The organism is Streptococcus parasanguinis, from assembly GCF_040908565.1.
Lineage (GTDB): Bacteria > Bacillota > Bacilli > Lactobacillales > Streptococcaceae > Streptococcus > Streptococcus parasanguinis_AC.
Genome location: NZ_JBDGEA010000001.1, coordinates 60,743 through 77,335 on the forward strand (window position 1 = coordinate 60,743; position 16,593 = coordinate 77,335).

A 16,593-nucleotide genomic window follows, 5' to 3' on the forward strand; every position below is an offset into this window, starting at 1 on the left:
AAATTTAAGGAGAAATACATATGTTATACGTTATTGGACTTGGCCCAGGTAAAGAAGAATTGATGTCTCAAGAAGCATTGGAAGCTATTAAAGATTGTGAAATTATTGTTGGTTATTCTACCTACATGCGTTTGATCAAGGATCTTGTAAAAGATAAAGAAATGGTTGCGACTGGTATGCGTCATGAGATTGAACGTTGTCAAAAAGCCATCGACCTAGCTCATGAAACTGGAAAAAATGTCGGTGTTGTTTCTAGTGGTGACGCAGGTGTGTACGGAATGGCTGGTTTGATTCTTGAATTGTTGGAAGAGAACGATACTCTTGAAGTAAAAGTTGTACCTGGAATTACAGCAAGTTTGGGAGCCGCTGCAGTGATGGGAGCGCCTTTGATGAATGACTTTTGCCATATTTCACTTAGTGACTTGATGACACCTTGGGAAATGATTGAAAAACGTCTTCATGCAGCAGCACAAGGGGACTTTGTAGTTTGTCTCTACAACCCAAGAAGTAAAGGTCGTCCAGAGCACTTGTCAAGAGCACTCGAAATTATGTCTGAATACAAAGCCAAAGATACGATTGTCGGAATCGGAAAAGATATTGGACGTAAGGACGAAGAAATTATTTTGACGACGATTGAAGACTTGGATGAAACTCTTGTAGATATGACAACGATTGTCATTGTCGGAAACAAAGAAACTTATGTGAAAAATGGACGCATGATCACACCTCGAGGATACACACTATGATGAAACTGCTTTTCGGTGGAACTGCTGAAAGTACGGAAGTCCTTGAATTTCTTTCACAAAACAATATTCCTGTCACGACCTCTGTTGTTTCGGATTATGGACGTCATTTAGCATCTAAATTTGGACAAGATGTAGTTCAAGGGAGAATGACTGCTCAAGATATGGTTGATTTCATCAAAAAAAATGAAGTTGACGAAATTATTGATGCTTCCCATCCTTTTGCTGACATTGTTTCTCAGGAAGCAATGAAAGCAGCAAATCTGGCTGGCATCCCTTATGTACGCTTCGAGAGACAAGCTACAAATGATTTATCTGGAGCAACGGTTGTTCACTCGACAGAAGAAGCCATTGAATACATGAAAGAGAAGCAGTACAAAACTGTCTACTTAGGGACAGGAAGTAAAACTTTGCCCTTATTCGTACATGGTTTGCCTGACTCTCGCATTGTGGTCCGAGTTCTTCCGACTTCAGAAGTCCTTAAGGGCTGTGAAGAGCTAGGACTTGTTCCGGATCAAATTGATGCCATCAAAGCTCCTTTCTCTAAAGAATGCAATAAAGAATTATTAGCACGCTCGAAAGCAGAAGTATTTGTTTCTAAAGAAAGTGGAAATATTGGTGGTATTCGAGAAAAGATTGAAGGTTGCCAAGAACTAGGAATGGATTGTGTGATTATTTCACGGCCAATCGTTCATTATCCTAAAGTGGTTTCAACTATTGAAGAATTGGAAGCCTATTTGAAGAAAGAGGTGGCAGAATGAGTGGCTTTGTTAGTCTAGTTGGTGCAGGTCCAGGTGATGAGGAATTAATCTCTGTAAAAGGAGCTCGCAGACTAGAGGAGGCAGATGTTCTGATCTATGATCGTTTAGTGAATCCCATGCTTCTGTCTTACACAAAATCGGACTGTGAAAAGATCTATGTTGGTAAGATTCCTAATCAACCCTGTGTCTCCCAAGAAGAAATTGAGGAAGTCCTAGTTGAAAAAGCCAAAGCAGGGAAAAAAGTTGTTCGCCTAAAAAGTGGCGACCCCTATATCTTTGGTAGGGGAGGAGAAGAAGCACAAACTCTCATCCAGGAAGGAATTCCATTTGAAGTAGTTCCTGGAATCACCTCTGCGATTGCTGGCCTTGCTTATGCCGGCATTCCCATGACTTTTAGAAATATCGCAACTAGCTTTCATGTCTTCACTGGCCATCTACAAGATGCCAGTGAAGCATTGAATTGGGATGCGATTTCCCACTTAAAAGGAACTCTAGTCTTCCTTATGGGAATGAAAAACTTACAGACCATTTGTGAGGAATTGATGGTTCGTGGTTACGATAAGGAAACTCCAGTAGCGATTATCGAATGGGCTACTCACCCTCAACAACGTTCCATTGATGGAAAATTAGAGACCATTGTTGAACTGGCTGAAGCACACCAGATGAAAGCACCAAGTTTAATTGTGATTGGTGACGTCGTTGCTTTCCGTGAGGAATTGAATTACCATGAAAAACTGCCTTTGTTTGGTCGAACCGTTTTGGTGCAAGAAACACCTAATGCCAAGCTTCCTAAATTGTTGAAGGATGCTGGGGCGACAGTGTATGCTTTTCAGTCACCAAGTAAATTGCTTGCAAAAGAATTGCAACTTCCTCAACTTTCTGACATTGACGGTTTAGTAGTAACAGACCCAAGCTCTTGGAACTACTTTGTTGCCTATTTGCAACAAGAAAATCTGGATATTCGGAGTCTCAGTCATCTGAAGATTGTAGCAAGTGGACATCATACCATCAAGACTATTAAAGAAGCAGGAATTCGCCTGTATGATCAAATCAATGATGTTGCAGAAGACAATTTTGTGAAGCGGATGAGTGAGCAAGAAGGAAACTGGATCATCCTCACTTCAGATATTAAGGAAAAAGCAGTAGCAGAAGTTTTGAACTTCCCGATCCACACCACACATTCTGTTGACTTTGAAAGTGAATCATTCTCTTATCATGCAGAGGATATCCAGCTGATCTGTTTGCCAAACTCTGCTGCAGCTTACCACTTTGTGTTGATGGCAGAGAAAACCCAAGAGAATTGGAAAGAGAAACCGATTGTTATCATGGGAGACAATACTAGATCTGTATTGGAAAAAGCTGGCTATCATCAGTTGATCGAAACAGAAGAGAGAACCTTAAAATCGGTTTGTGAAGCTTGCCAAACATTTTTTAGAAGGGAAAGTGAAAATGAGTAAAGCGATTATTGTCGTTAGTTTCGGAACCACCTATCCTGAAACACGGAAGAAAACCATTCAAGCCTGTGAGGAGGCCATCCAAAAACGATTCCCTGATTTTCAAGTACATCGTGCCTTCACTTCGAATGTTGTCATTAAGAGAATTAAGGAAAATGAAGGAATCACAGTTCCAACGGTTAATCAACTTTTGGAACAATTGAAAAAGGATGGTGTAAAGGAAGTATACATTCAACCGCTTCATGTTATTCTAGGAAGTGAGTATGAAAAAGTCCTTCATCAAGCCAACCAATTGAAACATGAGTTTGACATTCTAAAAATTGGAAAACCTCTTCTTTTTAGTGAAAAAGATTATGAAAATGTTGCAAATATCCTTGTAAAAGAATACAATAATAATAATGTAGATGAAGCAACCATCCTAATGGGACATGGTAGTCAGCATTATGCCTTTACTGCCTATGCTGCATTGGATCATATGTTGACGGATGAAGCTGTCTATATCGGCTGTGTCGAGTCTTATCCTCCGGTAGAGTTACTCGAAAAACGTCTGGAAGCAAAAAGCGTTAAAAAAGTTCATCTTGCTCCCTTTATGTTAGTGGCTGGGGATCATGCTACCAATGATTTGTGCTCGGATGAAGAAGGATCATGGAAACACTTTTTTACAGAAAAAGGCTATCAAGTGGAAACACACTTGATTGGACTTGGGGAATACCCAAGTGTTCAAGAACTCTATGTTCAACACTTAGAACAAATCATTCAATAGGAGGTCAATCATGGCAACATTTTATGGAATTGGGATTGGTCCAGGTGATAGTGAACTCGTTACCGTTAAAGCAAAGAATATCCTGAATAAATTGGATATCTTATATACGCCAGAAGCCAAACGTGGCGCTAAAAGTGTGGCTTTGACGATTGCGAGTCCCTATGTCAGTGACCACTTAGAAATTAAACAACGTCATTTTCCGATGGTTCGTTCGCTAGAAAAGAAAGAACCTCAGTGGGAACAAATTGCTACTGAAGTGGTGGAAGATGTGAAGGCTGGGAAAAATGTTGGTTTTATCACGCTTGGAGATCCAATGGTCTACAGTACCTATAGTTACCTGTTGAGATTAATTGGAGATAGCATCGATACCCAAACAATTCCTGGAATTACCTCATTTGGTAGTATGGCTTCTGTCTTGGGCCAACCGTTGACCATGGATGAGGAGTCCTTTGCAGTGGTACCTGCTACAGCAGAAGCTGATAAGATTGACCAAGCCTTGGCAATTCATGATACTGTCGTCATTATGAAGGTGGCTAGACATTTGGATGTCGTTCTTCCTTTGTTGGAAAAACACAACCTGATTGAAAAAACATTTCTAGTGAGCCATGCTTCCACAGATAAGCAGAAGATCCTTTACGGAGTATCAGAATTAACAGTGAATGACAAATTGGATTATTTTACAACCCTATTGGTTAAGAAACATCCATTGGGGTAATGAAAAAGGAGTGCAATTATGAAAAAAAATAAAAAAATGCTAGCAATTGCTCTTTTGGTATTGCTACTTATCTTTAGACCGCAACCTGTGTCTGCTATGCACATTATGGAAGGCTATCTCCCATTAGTATGGTGTATTGTTTGGTTCTTGCTATTTTTACCATTCTTCATCTTCGGTTTGATCAAGATTAAGAAGATTGTTTCAAAAGATCCAAACTCTAAAACTATGTTGGCCTTATCCGGTGCCTTTATCTTTATCTTATCCTCATTGAAGATCCCTTCAGTAACAGGATCTAGCTCTCACCCAACCGGTGTTGGTTTGGGAACTGCTATGTTTGGGCCATCTGTTATTAGTGTACTAGGAACCATTTGTTTGTTGTTCCAAGCTCTTCTTTTAGCCCATGGTGGTTTGACAACCCTTGGTGCCAATGCTTTTTCAATGGCAGTCGTAGGTCCTTTTGTCGGATTTGCAGTTTATAAATTCAGTCGTTCTTTGAAACTATCTAAACCAGTCTCACTCTTCTTGTGTGCGATGATTGCTGACTTAGCGACTTATGCAACAACTTCCCTTCAACTTGGATTGGTCTTCCCGGATCCAACCACTGGATTTGTGGGTTCAACCATTAAATTCTTGGGTGTCTTTCTGATTACGCAAATTCCAATTGCCATTGTAGAAGGATTGCTTACTGTTATCTTCTACAACTTGATTTCTGAAAATGCTAGTGAAAGAGAGGGCTTATTCCTATGAAAAAACACAAGAATCTTTTGTTATTAGCTGCCATTGTTGTGATTATTGTCGGTGCTTTCTTATTTGCTCCTAAAGGAGTAGAATATAGTGGTACGGATGATGCTGCAGAAAATGCTATTTCGACTATTCAAAAGGACTATAAACCTTGGTTTTCACCTTTGTTTGAACCACCAGGATCAGAAGTTGAAAGCTTGCTCTTTACCCTTCAAGGTAGTATCGGTGCGGGGATTATCTTCTATGTCATCGGTTACCAAAGAGGAAAAAAACATCAAGAAAAATAATTTAGTTTAGTAAGTATTTGTATGGGAGGAAACTATGTTTGTAATTGATCGCTATGCGTATAATAACCGTTGGACTGCAGTTCCAGAACTGCATAAGTTCAGTTTGTATATTTTGTTAATGATTATTTCTTTCTCTGGTTTCCTCCCCTTACAAATTCTACTAATTGCTATTATGGTCCCCTTGACGTGTTATATTGCTAGACTTCCTATTTTAAAATACTTGAGCTGGTTTCGCTATCCGTCTATTTTCATTTTATTAAGTATGGCGACCTTTGTCATTAGCTATGGTGAAAATAGTCATCAGTTTTTAATGGCCATTCCAGTTGGAAGTCATGGCTATTTAGGAGTTTTTCATTCTTCTGCCAAACAAGTTGGACCGATTGTTATGAGAATTTACTGTTCTTTAATTTCAACCTATTTTATGGCTTTAACCATTCCCTTTAACCAGATGATGAAGCTTTGTAAAACCCTTCATTTGCCGGCTATCTTAATGGAATTAATCGTTCTTATGTATCGCTTTATCTTTCTAGTATTAATCGAATTTTTAACCATTCGAGATACCTTAGATTTGAAGTTTTCATTTGTAAATAAGAAAAAAAGTTATCTTGGCTGGGGAAGATTAGCCAATACCTTATTTGTCAAATTATTGGCAGATAATCAGCGCTTAAATGATGTCTTAACCCTGAAATTTGCTCAAGCTAAAGAAATTGATGAAGAGGAATAAAAATATGTTAAAATTAGAGAATATTACAGTTTTATTTGATGATTTGAAAGCTGTGGACCATGTGAATATGGAATTCATGGAAGGAAAGATTACTGGAATTATTGGAACCAACGGTTCCGGGAAATCTACCCTGATGAAGGTCATGACCAAACTGCTCAAGCCCCAAGAAGGCAGTGTGAGTTTGGATAATCAGGTCATTCAAGATAAGAAGAAAGCTTTGTTTGCTTACCGGCAAGAAGTCAATATGGTCTTTCAAAATCCGGAGCAGCAATTGTTTTATACCATTGCCAAAGATGATATTGGCATGGCATTAGAGAATTTAGGATACTCCAAAGAGGAGTGTGAGAAACGGGTTCAAGAAGCCATTGAACTGATGGACATCGAAGAGTTGCAGGATCGACCGGTGCAATATTTGAGTTACGGCCAAAAGAAAAAAGTAGCCATTGCGGGGATGTTAGCTCTCAAACCACGTTTTCTATTGTTAGACGAGCCGACTGCTGGATTGGATCCTAAAGGGCGGGACCAAATGGCCATGATTATGAAAAAACTAGTTTCCAATGGAACCAGCATTATTGTTACCAGCCACGACATGGATCTCATGTATGACTGTTGTGACTATGCCTACCTCATCAAAAAAGGCAAGATTATGACCCAAGGAACAAAATATGAAGTATTCCAGGAAGAAAAATTGTTGTTAGATGCTGGACTTTCTGTGCCATGGATTGTCAAACTTCATCAGGCAATCCAGACGCCCCTTGTTGAAAATGAAGAAATTCTGTTTGAACAGTTGAAAGAAGGATATCTATGGCAAAATCATTAATGATTCAGGGGACGGCTTCCGATGCAGGTAAAAGTTTAATTGCCGCGGGTTTGTGTCGTATTTTAAAACAAGATGGTTACACGGTTGTTCCCTTTAAATCTCAAAATATGGCCTTGAACTCCTTTATCACCAAAAAAGGATTTGAGATGGGGAGAGCTCAGGTCGTACAAGCAGAAGCCGCAGGTATCGATCCAGATGTTCGCATGAATCCTGTCCTACTGAAACCAACTTCGGATCGTAAATCCCAAGTTGTTTTTATGGGCAAAGTCCTTAAAGATATGGATGCGGTGGATTACCATGAATTTAAGCAGGAGTTACTGCCTAAAATCAAAGAAGTCTATCAAGAACTAGACCAGGAATACGACGCCATTATCCTAGAAGGTGCGGGTAGTCCAGCAGAAATCAACTTAAACGAACGCGATATCGTCAATATGGGAATGGCGCGTTTGGTCGATGCGCCTGTCATTTTAGTAGCGGACATTGACAAGGGAGGAGTATTTGCCTCTATTTATGGTACAATCGAATTAATGCCAGAAGAGGATCGTAAACGGATCAAAGGGGTTTTGATCAACAAATTTAGGGGGGATGTAGCCCTGCTTCAATCAGGTATTGATATGATTGAAGAGCTCACTCAAGTACCGGTATTAGGAGTTATCCCATATGCTGACATCGACATTGATAGTGAGGACAGTGTCGCTTTAGGCAGTAAAGGACGCAGCTTTAATCATGACAAAGATCTGGATGTGGCTATTATCACCCTAAAACGCATCTCCAACTTCACAGATTTTCATAGTTTGGAAATTCAACCGGATGTTTCGGTTCGTTATGTCATGCCAGGGGATGAGATTGGGAATCCGGATCTCTTGATTCTACCTGGAAGTAAGAATACGATTGAAGATATGAAAGTTCTCCAAGATTCAGGGATTGTTGATCAAATCCGTCAGTGCGCTGATCGAGGTATTCGCATTTTTGGCATTTGTGGAGGTTTCCAGTTATTAGGCAAGACGATTTCTGATCCTAATCATGTCGAGTCTGAATTGGATGAAATTGAAGGGCTAGGGCTTCTGGATATCGCAACGCAGATGCAGGGTACAAAACGGACAACTCAAGTCCAGGCAGAACACGAAGGACAAATTCTAGAAGGTTACGAAATCCATATGGGAGAAACTGAAATTTCTGATCAGGTATCACCTTTTTCTCGCATTGTTCTTCAGAATGGCGAAGAGACTAGTAGGTATGATGGTGCCGTTTCACCAGATAAACGAATCCAAGGAACCTATCTTCACGGAGTTTTTGATAACTCTCAATGGACTCGCGATTATTTGAACCAAATTCGAATTGAAAAGGGCTTGGAACCTATCACAGATCAGGCGATTGATCTCAAAGAATTCAAAGATTTGCAATATGATAAACTGGCAGCAATTATTCGTGATGCAGTCGATATGAAAAAGATTTACCAGATTATGAACGGAGAAGAGCTTTAATGAGAATTTACACAAAGTATGGGGATAAAGGGTTTACCCGACTATATGGTGGGGATCGTGTGTCTAAGACACATATTCGTGTGGAGGCATACGGGACCATGGACGAATTGTGCTCTCAAGTTGGCTACCTGGTATCTGAAATGAAGGAATACAAAGAATTAGATGATATCAGAGAGGAATGTGAAGAGATTCAGCAACATTTATTTGACTGTGGAAGCGATCTTGCTACTCCTAGAGAATTGAGACCATACAAACAAAAGGAATCAGATATTACCTTCCTAGAAGAAAAAATGGATGCTTATATGCACATTCCAGAAAAGATTGATCGCTTCATTATTCCTGGCGGCCATCGGGTCGCCAGTCTCTTTCATGTAGCTCGTACTATGACACGACGCTTAGAGAGAAGAATGGTAGCTGTCATTGAAGCAGATGAAACAGTTAACGAAGTTGGACTGATTTATATTAATCGCTTGTCAGATTACTTTTTCGTGGTGGCCCGTTTGGTCAACCATCGTTTAGATGTCAAAGATACAGTCTATAAACGAAGCGCTAAGATTTTTAGAGAAAGAAAAGAGGAGAAATAGCCATGTATCCTGTCATGATGAATATCCAAAATAAACCAGTAGTGGTGATTGGTGGAGGAAAAGTGGCAGCTCGTAAAATTAAGACCTTGTTGTCAGAAGGGGCCAAGGTTACAGTCATTAGTCCTGAAATCAATGAAGCGATTCCCAAATCGCAGGTTGAATGGATTCAAAGAAACTACCAAACTGGGGATTTGGAAGGGGCAAAATTGGTATTTGCCTGCACAGATAACCAGGAAGTCAATAAAAAAGTAATGGAAGAGGCTCACCCTAGTCAGTTCGTGAATAATACAGGGGATAAGAAAAATTCCGACTTTTATAATGTTGCAATTGCATCAAATAATGAATTATCCGTCATGATTTCTACCAATGGTTTATCTCCATCACGCTCAAAAGAAGTTAGAAAAAAGATAGAACAACTTTTAGATCAATTATAAGAACGAGGCGGATAGAATGTATTTATTATATGTTGGTGTCACACATCGTGTAGCACCCTTATCAGTTTTAGAGCGGGTACATTTTTCTGATGAGGAAAAAATTGCTGCGCTCAAAAAATTAAAAGCAGAAAAAAGTATTCTGGAGGATGTCATCCTTTCAACCTGTAATCGAACAGAGTTGTACTTAGTGGTTGATCAGTTACATACTGGTCGGTATTATTCCAAGCACTTTCTAGCGGATTGGTTTCAGATAGATATTGAAGATTTGGAGCCTTATCTTACCTTTAAAGAAGGCAATGAGGCCTTAGAACATTTATTTCGGGTATCTATTGGCTTAGATTCCAAGATTGTAGGTGAAACACAAGTTCTCGGTCAATTAAAGCAGGCCTTTTTGAGCGCCCAAGAAACTGGTACGACAGGAATCGTCCTCAATCAAGCTTTTCGGCAAGCGGTGACCTTTGCTAAAAGAATGCACGATGTTTACCGCATCAATGCCCGTCCCATGTCCATCGGTTTGACCTCTTTACAAATGTTGGATAAGGAAGACCTTGATTATGAGAATACCAAAATCGTGGTCATTGGATTAGGGGAAATTGGCCAATTGGTTACCAAGTATGTTCTACAACGTCCTTTTCAGTCTATCCGCTTGGTCAATCGCACCCTTTCCAAGGCTAACCCTTATTTAACAGAAGATCGTATTCAGGCTTATTCTTGGGATGATTTAGAAGAAGCCGTGAAAGATGCGGATATTATTTTCACTGCTATCAAGTCTGAAGGCTATATTCTCTATCCGCATATGGTGAAAGCAGGAGCAATTGTTTTCGACTTGTGTTTACCACGGACCTGCCATCCAAATTCGGCCATTACCATTCACAATATCGAAAATATTACCAGTGAATTGCAAGCTTTTTTTGAGGAAAGAAATGAGATTGCTAAAAATATCGAAGCAGAGATTTCCAATGAACTAGTGAGTTTTGAAGAGTGGAAGCAGCAGTTAGGCATTATTCCCCTGATTCAAGAGATTCGAGAAAAAGCCATCCAGGCTCAGCAGTCAGCTATGGAAAGCTTATTACGCAAACTTCCAGATCTTACTGATCGAGAAAAGAAACAAATTTCCAAGCATATGAAGAGCATTATCAATCAGATCTTGAAAGAGCCTTTGTTGCAATTGAAAGAAATGTCTGTGGGTGAAAATTCAGAATATGATATTGCCTTGATTGCAAAAATCTTCGATCTACATAGTGGAAAGGGAGTAAACCATGAGAAGCATTAAAGTTGGAACCAGAAAAAGCCAGTTGGCCATGACCCAGACCAAAATGGTGGTAGAGCGTTTAAAAGAATGCCATCCTGATGTGGAGTTTGAATTGGTCCCTTATAAAACCCAAGGAGATCGGTTGGTTCATGTTTCTCTGCAAACCATTGGTGGAAAAGGCGTTTTTGTCAAGGAAATTGAACAGGCGCTCTTAAATCAAGACATCGATATCGCCATCCATAGTTTAAAAGATGTTCCTTCTATCCTTGTGGACGGATGTACCATTGGTGCCATTCCGGAGCGAGAAGATGTCAGAGACTGTCTGATCTATAGAGAAGAAGGGATGACCTTGGCCACTCTTCCTCAAGGAGCCGTTGTAGGGACCAGTAGTATTCGACGCCAGGTCCAACTTCAGAGTCTAAGAAGTGATCTCCAATTCAAACCTTTACGTGGAAATATTGATTCGCGCATCCGCAAGTTACAAGAAGGCGAATGCGATGCTATCGTGTTAGCTGCTGCTGGCCTAAAACGGATCGGGTATTTAGATCAGTCGCCCTCTCTCAACTTAGAATTTTTAGATCCTCATACATTTATTCCTGCTGTTTCGCAAGGGGCATTAGCCGTTGAATGTCGGGAAGATGATGAGGACGTCCTGGAAATATTGGCTTCTATCCATGATAAAGAAGTAGAAAACTGCATCCAATTGGAAAGAAGTTTCTTAAGCTTGATGAATGCGGATTGTACCTTCCCAGTTGGAGCTCATGCTCAATTCACGGATGGTCACTATCATTTAGAAGCTATGCTAGCAGATGCCAAAGACCGTTGCCTGCATGTAGCTCTCGCGTCTGAGGATGGAAGCGACCTACCCAAACGTGCTCTGGAGCAATTAATGGAAGAAGGAGCCTTAACAGACAAATGGTGGGAAGCTTAATTATTTTTACAAGGGAACAGAAACCTTCTGTCGAATTACAAACCCTATTGGAGCAGAACCAAGTAAGATGGATGCATGCACCATTGATTTGCACGCAAGGCAATCCGATTCCACCAATGCTGGATGACAAACTGGACAAAGCTGATTGGGTCTTCTTTACCAGTGCCAATACCGTCCAATTATTTCTTCCCTATTTGAGACCTGATTTGAAGATTGCGTCGATTGGAAGCCAGACTAGTAAGCTATTAAAAGAACAAGATATTGATGTCACTTTTGAGTCTAGTAGCCAGTATGGAGTGGATTTTATCAAGGAGTGGGCAAGTCGATACGGGGATCATCAAGCTATTTTGTTCCCACACAGTGATCTTGCTAATCCAACCTATCCAAAAATGTTACAAGAATTGGGGCATGATGTTTATGCTTGGCCCCTCTATCAAACTGTTGCCAATCAAGAGGGAATCGCTAAAATAAGAGAGCTTCTATCCTTAAAAGAACCATGTGTATGGACCTTTGCTAGTCCATCAGCCTGGGATGTTTTTTATCAAGAAGGGCTTTCTTTGCCAAAACATCACCAAATTGGCGTTATTGGAGAGACTACAGCAAAAGCTGTTTTAGATTGTGGTGTTTCCGTAAACTATATTCCTTCAAGTCCATCAATGGTGAAATTGGTTGAGCTGATCATAAAGGAGATTAAAGAACATGAATTTTAAAAGACATCGTAGACTAAGAAAAAATCCTCTTATGAGAGATTTGGTCAGAGAAACGACTGTAAGTGTCAATGACTTTATTCAACCACTCTTTGTAAAGGAGAATCTAGAGCAAAAAGAAGAAGTGGCTTCCATGCCAGGAGCCTATCAATTTGCCTTAGCAGATCTTCTAGAAGAAGTCGAATCCTGTGTACAACTCGGGATTAAATCTTTTATAATCTTTGGAATTCCAGCTCTTAAAGATGAAGTTGGTTCAGAAGCTTCTAATCCGGATGGAATTGTTCAAAAATCCCTTCGCTTGATCAAGCAACACTATCCAGATCTCATTCTTGTAGCAGATACCTGTCTCTGTGAATTTACGAATCATGGCCATTGTGGCATTCTAGATGGTGAAACGGTTGTGAACGATCTTTCTTTGGAACGCTTAGTCCAAGTAGCGATTAGTCAAGCTGAAGCGGGGGCAGATATCATTGCACCGTCCAATGCTATGGATGGATATGTTACAGCGATTCGAGAAGGCCTAGACAAGTCTGGCTTTGACATGGTACCCATTATGTCTTATTCGGTTAAATTTGCTTCTAGTTTTTATGGACCATTTCGTGATGCTGGTGAGAGTGCTCCGGCATTTGGGGATAGAAAAACCTATCAGATGGATCCAGCAAACCGTTTAGAAGCTCTGCGGGAGGCTCAAAGTGATGAAGAAGAAGGAGCAGATTTCCTCATGGTAAAACCAGCTCTTGCCTTCTTAGATGTCTTGAGAGATCTAAGAAATCAAAGTGATCTTCCTCTAGTCGCTTATAATGTCAGTGGGGAATACAGTATGGTGAAGGCTGCTGCTGCCCAAGGTTGGATTGATGAGCGTGCCGTTGTCATGGAAAGTCTTATCGGAATGAAGCGAGCAGGAGCGGATTTAATCATATCTTATTTTGCCAAGGATGTAGCAGGATATTTGAAAGGCTAGGATGAAAGATGAAACGAACACAATCAAATGATTACTTCAAAGAAGCAGAATCCATTTTCCCAGGTGGTGTCAATAGCCCTGTACGAGCTTTTAAGGCAGTCGGTGGCAATCCTCTCTTTATAGACCATGCTCAAGGAGCTTATCTCTATGATGTAGATGGGAATCAATTTGTGGATTACGTGCTCTCTTGGGGACCTATGATTTTAGGTCATGCTCCTAAAGATGTTCTTGAAAAAGTACAAGATGCCCTATGGGAAGGTACTAGTTATGGTGCACCGAGTCCACGTGAAATCAAACTAGGCAAGCTTATTAAAGAACGTCTCCCTTTTGTAGAGAGAATTCGAATGGTCAATTCTGGTACAGAGGCAACCATGAGTGCCATCCGTTTAGCGCGTGGGATTACCAAACGACCAAAAGTAGTGAAATTTATTGGTTGCTACCATGGACATAGTGATTCTTTCTTGGTACAAGCTGGCTCTGGTGTAGCAAGCTTTGGTATTGCTGATTCAGCAGGTGTGATTCCTGAGGTGGCGCGTGAGACCATTGCCCTTCCTTATAACGATCTAGAGGCTTTACGGACCTGCTTTGAAGAACACGGTGCAGAAATTGCCTGTGTGATCGTAGAAGCTGTTGCCGGCAATATGGGCTTGATTTCAGGCCACCAAGAATTTATCGAGGAGATTCGCCGTCTCACAACAGAAGCAGGTTCACTCTTTATCATGGATGAAGTCATGACTGGTTTTCGGGCTCATTACCAAGGGGCAGTGGGCTTGTATCAAGTCGATCCAGATTTGATCTGTCTAGGAAAAGTCATTGGTGGTGGATTCCCAGTTGCTGCTTTTGGTGGAAAAGCTCAATACATGAACCAAATTGCTCCTTTAGGAGATATTTATCAAGCGGGTACTTTATCAGGAAATCCAATTGCCATGGCAGCTGGCTATGAAAACTTGCGCCTATTAACCAAGGAAGTCTTTGATCAAACGGTTGAAAAGACAGACTATCTCTGTCAGGGGCTTCGCCAGTTGGCAGAAAAACATGGCGTAGCCCTTCAAGTAGTCTCTGTTGGAACCATGTTTGGATTTTTCTTCTCAGAAAAACCAGTTTTGAATTTTGAAGATTCCAAAGAAGCAGATCATCAGCTTTTTGCCAAGGTTCATGGCTTGCTTTTAGAAGAAGGTGTTTATATTGCACCATCTCAGTATGAGAGCAACTTCTTATCCAGTGCCCATTCCTTTGAAGATCTGGACCGTACTTTAGCTGCTTTTGACAAAGCCTTTAGCCAGTTGTCATGAAAGGAAGATTATGGGGAAGATTGTTTTAGTCACGGGTGGCGCTCGTAGTGGCAAATCCTCCTTTGCTGAATCAAAACTCATCCAGAAGGAAGGGGTTTGTTATATCGCAACTGGTCTCGTGATGAAAGAGGATCCAGAGTGGCAGGAACGGGTCAAGCTCCATCAACAAAGACGTCCACAAAGCTGGGATACGCTTGAGCAATACCGGGACTTAGCTAGATGGATTGAACAAGACGAACACGGTGATTACTTAGTAGACTGTGCGACCATGTTGACGACCAATCGGCTCTTTGATTTGGTCAATGAGTGGTATCCCGAGAAAGGCTACTTATCAGATGAGCAGTTTTTAAGTAAAGCCGAACAAGCCCGAATTTTGGAAGCCATGGAAGCCGAGTGGTCTCAGATTCTTTCTGCTATGAAGAAACGCGAAGCTACTTTTTGGATTGTCACCAATGAAGTGGGTCTGGGTATTGTTCCGGACACGCGTCTAGGACGTTACTTTAGAGATCTTCAAGGTCGGGTCAATCAATTAATTGCAAAGGAGGCAAGTGAAGTCTACTTAGTTATTTGTGGACTAGCACAGCAGTTAAAATGATTTCAGCACTGATTATCTATACACAATTTTTTAGTCGGATTGTGATTCCAAAAGCGGTTGATCTCTCCTATGTGCGAAAAGGAGTTCCCGTTTTAACGCTCTTTGGTCTCTTATTAGGGCTCATTTCCTCCTTATTTTTTGTTTTGACATCTTTGGTACTTCCTGACACCATTGCCTGGATTTTGACCTTGTTCTTTGATGTTCTTTTAACGGGAGGCTTCCATTTAGATGGTCTTGCTGATACAGCTGATGGCTTATTCTCTTCTCGTTCCAAGGAACGGATGTTGGAAATCATGAAAGACAGCCGTATCGGTAGTAACGGTGTCTTGGCCTTAATTTTCTATTACGGCCTCATGATCGCCATGGGACCATATCTTCCCCAGCCCAAGTGGCTGATTGTCGCTTCTTTATCAATGATTGGAAAGGTTGGTTTGACCATTCAGCTCTACAAGATGCGCTATGCTAGAGAATCTGGTGGCTCTGGAAACTTCTTTTCCGGAACCAAGACCAGTTCCATCCTCTTAGCTCAGATTGTCCCACTGGCTGTTCTTATGGCTGGCTTTTGGCTCAAAGGGCTCCTTGCTTATAGCTTGGTCATCATAGGGTCTCTTGCCTTTCGCTGGTTCGTTTACCAAAAGATTGATGGGGAGACAGGGGATACCTTAGGAGCATCAGTAGAAGTAGCCCAGATATTATTTTTAATAGGAATGATCATATGACAGTAAAAAAGTGGTACCTGATTCGCCATGGAGAAACAGACTTTAATAAAAAACGGTTTTTCTATGGAAAAGCGGATGTCTCCATCAATGAGACGGGAAAAGAACAAGCTGCCCTCCTTCATCAATTGATGAAAGGAAAAAGCATTTCGCAGGTTTATACTAGTCAGCTCAAAAGAACGCAAGAAACAGCAGCCATCATTTTCCCAGATCAGAAACCAACGGCTTATAAAGCCTTGAACGAAAGAGATTTCGGCTTATGGGAGGGAAGGACAGCCAATGAAATTCAAGCTGCCTTTCCCTTAGTTTGGGAAGAATGGTTGGAAAGTCCCTTTGACGTAACTCCATCTAAGGCAGAACCCTTTCAAAAATTTAAAGATCGGGTCCAATCCATTGTCGAAGAGATTCGTGAAACAGATGATGATGAAATTGCGATAGTTGGGCATCTAGGTGTTTTGCGCTTGATTTATCAATTTTTAGTAGATCCGGAAGCTGACTTTTGGTCGATTGATATCCCTCAAGGTACTGTTTTACTCCTAGAAGACAAGGATCCTTGGGAAGAAACGTTACTTACAGAATGTGGCGAGAAGGATCATGCAAGCGAAAGCTGATGAAGATGGCAACTGGGT

General features: G+C 40.9%; 20 protein-coding genes. All 20 read left to right on the forward strand.

Annotated elements, in window-relative coordinates; genetic code table 11:
* Window positions 1-20 precede the first annotated feature (20 nt).
* From cobJ to AB5Y61_RS00435, 20 genes are read left to right on the forward strand one after another with little or no spacing between them, the layout of a single operon-like run.
* Window positions 21-746 carry a precorrin-3B C(17)-methyltransferase gene (gene cobJ / locus AB5Y61_RS00340; RefSeq protein ID WP_118094983.1) on the forward strand — a complete coding sequence of 242 codons (726 nt, stop codon included), beginning with the start codon at window positions 21-23 and terminating at the stop codon, window positions 744-746.
* The gene (cobK, locus tag AB5Y61_RS00345) at window positions 743-1,504 is read left to right on the forward strand and encodes a precorrin-6A reductase (RefSeq protein WP_368402528.1); all 762 of its coding nucleotides are present in this window, start codon (window positions 743-745) and stop codon (window positions 1,502-1,504) included. The genes cobJ and cobK overlap by 4 nt, the downstream gene beginning before the upstream one ends.
* Window positions 1,501-2,961, forward strand: coding sequence for a uroporphyrinogen-III C-methyltransferase (cobA, locus tag AB5Y61_RS00350; RefSeq protein WP_368402530.1), 1,461 nt, complete (start codon window positions 1,501-1,503; stop codon window positions 2,959-2,961). The genes cobK and cobA overlap by 4 nt, the downstream gene beginning before the upstream one ends.
* Complete coding sequence (locus tag AB5Y61_RS00355; protein ID WP_368402532.1) at window positions 2,954-3,721, forward strand: sirohydrochlorin cobaltochelatase; 768 nt, start codon at window positions 2,954-2,956, stop codon at window positions 3,719-3,721. Before cobA ends, AB5Y61_RS00355 begins: the two co-directional genes overlap by 8 nt.
* Before the next feature lie 10 nt (window positions 3,722-3,731).
* Complete coding sequence (locus AB5Y61_RS00360) at window positions 3,732-4,436, forward strand: cobalt-factor II C(20)-methyltransferase (RefSeq protein ID WP_368402533.1); 705 nt, start codon at window positions 3,732-3,734, stop codon at window positions 4,434-4,436.
* 18 nt (window positions 4,437-4,454) lie between these two features.
* Window positions 4,455-5,183 carry an energy-coupling factor ABC transporter permease gene (locus AB5Y61_RS00365; protein WP_368402535.1) on the forward strand — a complete coding sequence of 243 codons (729 nt, stop codon included), beginning with the start codon at window positions 4,455-4,457 and terminating at the stop codon, window positions 5,181-5,183.
* Entirely contained in the window at window positions 5,180-5,464 is a 285-nt protein-coding gene (locus AB5Y61_RS00370; RefSeq protein ID WP_205011896.1) for an energy-coupling factor ABC transporter substrate-binding protein, read from the forward strand. The genes AB5Y61_RS00365 and AB5Y61_RS00370 overlap by 4 nt, the downstream gene beginning before the upstream one ends.
* 34 nt (window positions 5,465-5,498) lie before the next feature.
* A complete protein-coding gene (locus AB5Y61_RS00375) occupies window positions 5,499-6,188 on the forward strand; it encodes a CbiQ family ECF transporter T component (protein ID WP_195347878.1) in 690 nt (229 codons plus the stop codon).
* A gap of 4 nt (window positions 6,189-6,192) precedes the next feature.
* Window positions 6,193-7,008 carry an energy-coupling factor ABC transporter ATP-binding protein gene (locus AB5Y61_RS00380; RefSeq protein ID WP_368402537.1) on the forward strand — a complete coding sequence of 272 codons (816 nt, stop codon included), beginning with the start codon at window positions 6,193-6,195 and terminating at the stop codon, window positions 7,006-7,008.
* A complete protein-coding gene (locus tag AB5Y61_RS00385; protein WP_368402539.1) occupies window positions 6,993-8,492 on the forward strand; it encodes a cobyric acid synthase in 1,500 nt (499 codons plus the stop codon). The genes AB5Y61_RS00380 and AB5Y61_RS00385 overlap by 16 nt, the downstream gene beginning before the upstream one ends.
* On the forward strand, window positions 8,492-9,076 hold the full coding sequence (locus AB5Y61_RS00390; protein ID WP_368402541.1) for a cob(I)yrinic acid a,c-diamide adenosyltransferase: 585 nt from the start codon (window positions 8,492-8,494) through the stop codon (window positions 9,074-9,076). The genes AB5Y61_RS00385 and AB5Y61_RS00390 overlap by 1 nt, the downstream gene beginning before the upstream one ends.
* Window positions 9,077-9,078: 2 nt before the next feature.
* A complete protein-coding gene (locus AB5Y61_RS00395) occupies window positions 9,079-9,510 on the forward strand; it encodes a bifunctional precorrin-2 dehydrogenase/sirohydrochlorin ferrochelatase (RefSeq protein ID WP_368402543.1) in 432 nt (143 codons plus the stop codon).
* A 16-nt stretch (window positions 9,511-9,526) separates the two neighbouring features.
* Window positions 9,527-10,783 (forward strand): glutamyl-tRNA reductase, encoded by a 1,257-nt coding sequence (gene hemA, locus AB5Y61_RS00400; RefSeq protein ID WP_368402545.1) that lies wholly within the window; start codon window positions 9,527-9,529, stop codon window positions 10,781-10,783.
* Window positions 10,770-11,693, forward strand: a complete 924-nt coding sequence (gene hemC, locus AB5Y61_RS00405) for a hydroxymethylbilane synthase (RefSeq protein ID WP_368402546.1) — start codon at window positions 10,770-10,772, stop codon at window positions 11,691-11,693. The genes hemA and hemC overlap by 14 nt, the downstream gene beginning before the upstream one ends.
* Window positions 11,678-12,403, forward strand: a complete 726-nt coding sequence (locus AB5Y61_RS00410; protein WP_368402548.1) for a uroporphyrinogen-III synthase — start codon at window positions 11,678-11,680, stop codon at window positions 12,401-12,403. The genes hemC and AB5Y61_RS00410 overlap by 16 nt, the downstream gene beginning before the upstream one ends.
* Window positions 12,393-13,361, forward strand: coding sequence for a porphobilinogen synthase (gene hemB / locus AB5Y61_RS00415; protein ID WP_368402549.1), 969 nt, complete (start codon window positions 12,393-12,395; stop codon window positions 13,359-13,361). The genes AB5Y61_RS00410 and hemB overlap by 11 nt, the downstream gene beginning before the upstream one ends.
* A gap of 8 nt (window positions 13,362-13,369) precedes the next feature.
* Window positions 13,370-14,653: a glutamate-1-semialdehyde 2,1-aminomutase gene (hemL, locus tag AB5Y61_RS00420; RefSeq protein WP_368402550.1), complete on the forward strand. Its 1,284-nt coding sequence runs from the start codon at window positions 13,370-13,372 to the stop codon at window positions 14,651-14,653.
* Window positions 14,654-14,663: 10 nt separating this feature from the next.
* Window positions 14,664-15,248 (forward strand): bifunctional adenosylcobinamide kinase/adenosylcobinamide-phosphate guanylyltransferase, encoded by a 585-nt coding sequence (gene cobU / locus AB5Y61_RS00425; RefSeq protein WP_368402552.1) that lies wholly within the window; start codon window positions 14,664-14,666, stop codon window positions 15,246-15,248.
* Window positions 15,245-15,967 (forward strand): adenosylcobinamide-GDP ribazoletransferase, encoded by a 723-nt coding sequence (cobS, locus tag AB5Y61_RS00430; protein WP_368402553.1) that lies wholly within the window; start codon window positions 15,245-15,247, stop codon window positions 15,965-15,967. The genes cobU and cobS overlap by 4 nt, the downstream gene beginning before the upstream one ends.
* Window positions 15,964-16,575, forward strand: coding sequence for a histidine phosphatase family protein (locus tag AB5Y61_RS00435; protein ID WP_368402555.1), 612 nt, complete (start codon window positions 15,964-15,966; stop codon window positions 16,573-16,575). The genes cobS and AB5Y61_RS00435 overlap by 4 nt, the downstream gene beginning before the upstream one ends.
* Window positions 16,576-16,593: the final 18 nt, after the last annotated feature.